The organism is Pseudomonas sp. R62 (assembly GCF_000257605.1).
Lineage (GTDB): Bacteria > Pseudomonadota > Gammaproteobacteria > Pseudomonadales > Pseudomonadaceae > Aquipseudomonas > Aquipseudomonas atacamensis.
Genome location: NZ_JH635998.1, coordinates 3,270,657 through 3,276,176, shown reverse-complemented (window position 1 = coordinate 3,276,176; position 5,520 = coordinate 3,270,657). Strand labels below are relative to the sequence as shown.

The following is a 5,520-nucleotide window of genomic DNA, read 5'->3' as shown; positions in this document are numbered from 1 at the left end:
ATGTGTTGAGTGTCGAGCCACCGACCCAGGGCAATCCGCTGCTCGCCGCTGATATCCCGCGCCTGATCGTCACCCCGCACAACGCCTGGGGCAGCCGCGAGGCGCGCCAGCGTATCGTCGGGCAACTGAGCGAAAACGCCCAGGCGTTCTTCAGCGGTGAGGCGCTGCGGGTCGTCAGTTGATAAACTGCGGCACTTTTTTTCAAGGAGCAGTTATGGATCCGCGCAGTGAAGTACTGCTTCGTCAGGCCGAGTTATTCCAGGGTTCGCTGCTGTTGGCCGGCCTGCCCGCCGATGATTTGCTCGGACGCCTGCCCAACGCATTCGGCTGGTGCTGGCACGCTGGCGATCAAGCCGCACTGGACGCGCGTTTCGAGGGCCGCAGCCAGTTCGGCGTAAACGTGCCCGAGCGTGAGTTCGACAGCGCTGTGGTGTTCCTGCCCAAATCCAAGGACCTCACCGATTACATCCTCAACGCAGTGGCATCGCGTCTGGCCGGGCGTGAAGTGTTTCTGGTCGGGGAAAAACGCAGCGGCATCGAAGGCGCGTCCAAGCAGCTCAATCCGTTTGGCAAGCCGCGCAAACTCGACAGCGCCCGTCACTGCCAGCTCTGGCAAGTCACCGTGGCCAATGCACCTGAAGCGAAACCGCTGGAAAGCCTGGCGCAGACTTACGAACTGCCGCTGGCCGAAGGGCCGTTGAAAGTCATCAGCCTGCCGGGCGTGTTCAGCCATGGGCGCCTGGATCGCGGCAGCGCCCTGCTGCTGGAGCATCTGGACAAACTGCCGAGCGGCCATCTGCTCGATTTCGGTTGCGGCGCCGGCGTGCTCGGGGCTGCGGTGAAACGTCGCTATCCGCACAATCAGGTGACGTTGCTGGATGTCGACGCGTTCGCCGCCGCCAGCAGTCGTCTGACCCTGGCAGCCAATGGCCTGGAAGCCGAAGTGCTGACCGGCGACGGCATCGATGCCGCGCCGATGGGTTTGAGCGCGATTCTGAGCAATCCACCATTCCATGTCGGCGTGCACACCGATTATTTCGCAACGGAGAACCTGCTGCGAAAAGCGGCGAAACATCTGAAAAACGGTGGCGAACTGCGCCTTGTGGCGAACAGCTTCCTCAAGTATCAGCCGTTGATCGAGGAGCACCTGGGCGTGTGTGCGATCAAGGCTGAAGGCAATGGTTTCCGGATCTACCGGGCCAAGCGCGGCTGAAAATTTGTTCTTGCCCAATCGGATTTGCCTAGGCAGAATCCGCTCCGTCCTAGGGGAGTAGTCTCCCACGAGCGCCATGCTCGTCCGGCATACGTCAACATACTTGATCCTCAGATCATGGCGTATGCGACCCAAGCGTCCGCACCAGACGGATCGCAGGGTTTGACAAGACCTATGACACGCACACCTTACCCGGGGCGGGAAGGCTGTACGTGTCATAGCCGTGTCGACCCGCCCCTTAGGAAATCCCTGATGCTGGACTCGCTACTCGTTCCCACCGCTATCGTTGCCTTGGCCGAAATCGGCGACAAGACGCAACTGCTCGCGCTGATTCTCGCCGCTCGCTTTCGCAAACCCTGGCCGATCATTGCCGGGATTGTCGCCGCGACTTTGGCCAACCACGCAGCAGCCGGTGCGGTAGGCGCCTGGTTCGGCAGTTTCTTCTCCGACGCCGTCCTGCACTGGATCCTCGCCGCCAGCTTCGCCGCCACGGCGCTGTGGACCCTGGTCCCGGACAAAATGGATGACGACGAAGCCAGCACGGCGCGCAAGTTCGGGCCGTTCCTGACCACGCTGATCGCTTTCTTCCTCGCGGAAATCGGCGACAAGACGCAGATCGCCACGGTGATGCTCGCCGCGCAATATCCGGAACTTTGGCTGGTGATTATCGGCACCACCGTGGGCATGCTGATTGCCAACGTGCCGGTGGTCCTGGCGGGTAACTTTGCCGCAGAGAAACTGCCGCTGACCCTGATCCGCCGCCTCGCGGCTTCGGCGTTCATGATTCTGGCGATTGTTGCGGTTTATAAAGCGATGCAGAGCAGCGGCTGGGTTTAACCCTGAGAGAAGGATCGTTCCCACGCTCCGCGTGGGAATGCAGCCGGGGACGCTCTGCGTCCCGCTTGGAACGCGGAGCGTCCCTTGCGGCATTCCCACGCAGAGCGTGGGAACGATCATGACCCCGTCAATCTCAGGACTTCGGGGCTTTTTCGTACAGCGGCATCACCTTCGGAATCGCTGCCTGCAACGCAGCAATGCGGCTGCTCGATGCCGGGTGAGTACTCATGAATTCCGGTGGCGCGCCTTCGGAAGCCTTGCTCATCTTGTCCCACAGGGTGATCGCCGCGTTCGGGTTGTAGCCGGCGCGGGCGGCCAGTTCCAGGCCGATCAGGTCGGCTTCGTTTTCGTTGGCGCGACTGTTGGGCAAGGTCATGCCGTAGTTGGCCACGGTGTCGGCCAGTGCCAGGCTGTCCTGACCCAGACCGAACAGGGCACCAGCGCCCTGCTTGGCCATCTCCATACCGTACGCCTTGGACATCGCTTCACGACCGTGCTCGCGCAGGGCGTGGGCGATTTCATGGCCCATGACCGCAGCGATTTCATCGTCGGTGAGTTTCAGGCTGTCGATCAGCCCGGTGTAGAAGATGATCTTGCCGCCGGGACCGCAGTTGGCATTGAGCTCATCGCTCTTGATCAGATTGACTTCCCATTGCCACTGCGCCGCGTCCGGGCGGAAGGTTGGCGCCTGGGCGATCAAGCGGTTGGCGATGGTCTGCACGCGCTTGGCTTCAGGGCTGGTCTTGTCCAGCACACCTTTGCTCGACGCCTCGCCGACGGTCTTCTGATACGACTGCGCGTACATCTGATCGACCTCTTGCGAGGACAGCATGCTGAACATGTACTGCTTGCGCTCCACGCCCACGGCACCGCCGCTGGTGGTGTTGACCGACTGACAACCGGCCAGCAACAGCGCTGCGCTCAAAGCACTTACCACTAATGTCTTGTTCATTCAAAAGCTCCCTGAAAACCTGAGGCGTATCCTAGGCGGCTAATTGTATCGGCGCCAGATACAACGGACGCATTGCGCGTACATTCACCTATGGCCGCAAGACCTCGTGGAAATTCCTCAAGCGCATTGAATCCGCCGTGCACCGATCCATCAGCGACATCGCGCGGCGATTCCGACCAACGTCTCTCATGGCCGCGCCCACCCCGCCGATAAATCCCTCGCAGTTTGTCCTCTTGCGTGCGGAGCTCCCATGAAGTTCAAGTCGATCCAGTTTTCCGTCGCCGCTCTGGCCGGCGCCATCGTTCTCAGCGTGGTCGCGGCGCTGGTGCTGTACGCGCTGTTCTCGGGCGCTCGCACTCAAGAAATGGTGCAACAGCGCACCCAGGCGCAGTTCGAGCAAGTCATCGAACAGCGCCTGACCTCGCTGGCGCAGACCCAGGTCAGCCAGATCCAGCGCGAACTCGAAGCGCCGCTGCTGATTGCCGGCGGTCTGGTACGGGCCAACGCCTTGCTCGGTACAACCGGCGCCGATGGCCAGCCGCGCCTGAGCGTCAGCCGCGAGCAACTGATCAGCCTGATCAAGGAAAACGTCGAAAAGAACCCGAAAATTCTCGGCACCTACATCGGCTGGGAAAAAAACGCACTGGACCACAATGACGCCGCCTACATCGGCAGCGCCGTGGTCGGTATCGACCCGGCCACCGGGCGCTTTTTGCCGTGGTGGTTCCGCAATACCGACGGCAGCCTGGGCGTGGACAAACTGGCCGACGTCGACGATCAGAAAACCCTGTCCACCGGGGTGCGCGCCAGCGAGTACTACCTGTGCTCGAAAGAGACGAAGAAACCCTGCGTGATCGACCCGGCACCGTACAAGGTCGGTGACAAGATTGTCATGCTCGCCTCGTTCATTGAACCGATCATGGTCAACGGCGCGTTCCAGGGCATCGTCGGCGCCGACCTCTCGGTGAACTTCATTCAGGACATGCTGCTCGCCGCCAATCAGAAGCTTTACAGCGGCGCCGGTGAAATGGCGCTGGTCGGCGGCAACGGGCGGATCGTTGCCTACACCAAGGACTCGAGCAAATTCGGTGAAAAAGTCAGCGACATCCTCGACGCCGAACAGGCCAGCAATCTCGCCAACCTCAAGCGCGACGAGGTCACCTATGCGGTGAATCAGGCCAAGGGTCGTATCGAGCTGTACCTGCCGTTCGGCATCGGCCAGACCGACGCGCGCTGGACGCTGATGCTGCAACTGCCGCTCAACGCCGTCATGGCCGATCTGCAAAACCTCCAAGCCGACCTTGATGCCCAGCGCAAATCCGACACCTTCGGCATGGCCATGGTCGGCCTGATCATCGCCGGCATCGGCCTGCTGGTGATCTGGCTGGTGGGCCACGGCATTGCGCGGCCACTCAAACAAATGGTCGCCATGCTCGATGACATCGCTCAGGGCGAAGGCGATCTGACCCGGCGCTTGAGCAGCGACCGCAGCGATGAACTGGGCTCGATTGCCAAAGGCTTCAACACCTTCCTCGCCAAGTTGCAGGCGATGATTACGCAAGTGGTGACCTCGGTGCAGAGCGTCAGCGATTCTTCGGAACACACCGCCGACATCGCCATTCGCACCAACATCGGCGTGCAGAAACAAATGGCCGAAATCGATCAGGTGGCGACTGCGGTGCAGGAAATGACCGCCACCGCCCAGGACGTGGCGCGCAACGCCACCCAGGCCGCACAAGCGGCAAGCCATGCCGACCAGGCCGCCAGCCAAGGCATGCAGATCGTCCGCGACACCTCGAATTCGATTGGCGTACTGGCGGTGGAAATCGGCAAGGCTGTCGAGGTGGTGCAGACGCTGGCCAAGGACAGCGAAAACATCAACGCCATCCTCACCGCCATTCGCGGCATCGCCGAACAGACCAACCTGCTGGCACTGAACGCGGCGATTGAGGCCGCGCGAGCCGGCGAGCAGGGTCGCGGTTTTGCAGTGGTCGCGGATGAAGTGCGCAATCTGGCGCAGAAAACCCAGAAGGCCACCGAAGAAATCCAGAGCATGATCCAGCAGTTGCAACAGGGCACGCGCGATGTGGTGCGCGTCATGGAAGACAGCCAGAACCGCACCGACGAAAGCGTGCAACACGCGGCGAAAGCGGCCGAAGCGCTGGAGACCATTACTCAGGCCGTGTCGGTGATCAACGACATGAACACGCAGATTGCCAGTGCGGCCGAAGAGCAAAGTGCAGTGGCCGACGACATTAACCGCAATGTGATCAACATCGGTCAGGTGGCGAATGAAGTGGCCGGCGGTGCGGATGAGTCGAGTTCGGCGAGCGCCGGGTTGACCAAACTGGCGGAACAGCAGCGGCGGTTGATCAATCAGTTCAAGGTCTGAAAGATCAAGAGCCCCTCTCCCGGAGGGAGAGGGGACCGACCGCGATGTCTTGCGCTATACATCCACTTGAAAAAAACAGTCGATTATGGATTCACAACAGATCGTTCAGGTCGGTGTACCTCTGAA

4 protein-coding genes, 2 pseudogenes and 1 riboswitch are annotated in these 5,520 nt (G+C 61.2%); of the genes and pseudogenes, 5 read left to right on the top strand and 1 reads right to left on the bottom strand.

Going from position 1 to position 5,520, the window contains the following annotated elements; translation table 11 throughout:
* The 3 genes and pseudogenes from OQK_RS15835 to OQK_RS15825 form a co-directional block, all read left to right on the top strand.
* Window positions 1-182, top strand: a pseudogene (locus OQK_RS15835) (glycerate dehydrogenase); the annotation flags it as partial.
* A 32-nt stretch (window positions 183-214) separates the two neighbouring features.
* Window positions 215-1,213: a class I SAM-dependent methyltransferase gene (locus OQK_RS15830; protein ID WP_016773244.1), complete on the top strand. Its 999-nt coding sequence runs from the start codon at window positions 215-217 to the stop codon at window positions 1,211-1,213.
* A gap of 39 nt (window positions 1,214-1,252) precedes the next feature.
* A riboswitch (yybP-ykoY riboswitch) is annotated at window positions 1,253-1,377 on the top strand.
* A gap of 88 nt (window positions 1,378-1,465) precedes the next feature.
* Window positions 1,466-2,050, top strand: a complete 585-nt coding sequence (locus tag OQK_RS15825) for a TMEM165/GDT1 family protein (protein ID WP_016773243.1) — start codon at window positions 1,466-1,468, stop codon at window positions 2,048-2,050.
* Window positions 2,051-2,183: 133 nt separating this feature from the next.
* Here the strand turns inward: OQK_RS15825 and OQK_RS15820 are convergent, their stop codons facing one another.
* Entirely contained in the window at window positions 2,184-3,002 is an 819-nt protein-coding gene (locus OQK_RS15820) for a M48 family metallopeptidase (RefSeq protein WP_016773242.1), read from the bottom strand.
* Between the two features lie 250 nt (window positions 3,003-3,252).
* Here OQK_RS15820 and OQK_RS32030 point away from each other — a divergent pair.
* A pseudogene (locus OQK_RS32030) lies at window positions 3,253-4,539 on the top strand (HAMP domain-containing protein); the annotation flags it as partial.
* A gap of 12 nt (window positions 4,540-4,551) precedes the next feature.
* Window positions 4,552-5,394: a methyl-accepting chemotaxis protein gene (locus OQK_RS32025; RefSeq protein WP_370593580.1), complete on the top strand. Its 843-nt coding sequence runs from the start codon at window positions 4,552-4,554 to the stop codon at window positions 5,392-5,394.
* Window positions 5,395-5,520 lie beyond the last annotated feature (126 nt).

Excerpts from the sequence above, each read along its gene's own strand:
- OQK_RS15830 (WP_016773244.1), top strand. The coding sequence starts at position 215 with ATGGATCCGCGCAGTGAAGTACTGCTTCGTCAGGCCGAGTTATTCCAG.
- OQK_RS15825 (WP_016773243.1), top strand. The coding sequence starts at position 1,466 with ATGCTGGACTCGCTACTCGTTCCCACCGCTATCGTTGCCTTGGCCGAA.
- OQK_RS32025 (WP_370593580.1), top strand. The coding sequence starts at position 4,552 with ATGATTACGCAAGTGGTGACCTCGGTGCAGAGCGTCAGCGATTCTTCG.
- OQK_RS15820 (WP_016773242.1), bottom strand. The coding sequence starts at position 3,002 with ATGAACAAGACATTAGTGGTAAGTGCTTTGAGCGCAGCGCTGTTGCTG.